This window comes from Komagataeibacter melomenusus (genome assembly GCF_013155395.1).
GTDB classification, from domain to species: domain Bacteria; phylum Pseudomonadota; class Alphaproteobacteria; order Acetobacterales; family Acetobacteraceae; genus Komagataeibacter; species Komagataeibacter melomenusus.
In genome coordinates this window covers 1-210 of sequence record NZ_JABJWC010000146.1, presented here as the reverse complement: position 1 = coordinate 210, position 210 = coordinate 1, and the positions used below count along the sequence as shown (strand labels likewise).

The window sequence follows — 210 nt, the reverse complement described above, 5'->3', positions numbered from 1 at the left end:
TCGCCCCGTCAGAGACTAGGCCGATCAGGGCCAGAAGCAGACCACATAAAGCGGCAAAACCGAGAGGGAAACGTGCCGCAAATGGGCGAAGTGATCCTGGCAGTCCCTTGGAGAGGCGAATGACACAACGCGCGAAAAGGCCGCCCGCCAAGCCACCACTCACGCCACATACCAGAACAGCCAGCCACGCGACACCGACGGGGATAGAGG

Annotated in this window: 1 protein-coding gene; it reads right to left on the bottom strand. The window is 61.4% G+C overall.

The annotated features are described in order from the left end of the window. The coding region (locus HNW77_RS17930) for a chloride channel protein (protein ID WP_408886869.1) at positions 1-184 on the bottom strand (184 nt) is incomplete at its 3' end. Between the last annotated feature and the right edge of the window lie 26 nt (positions 185-210).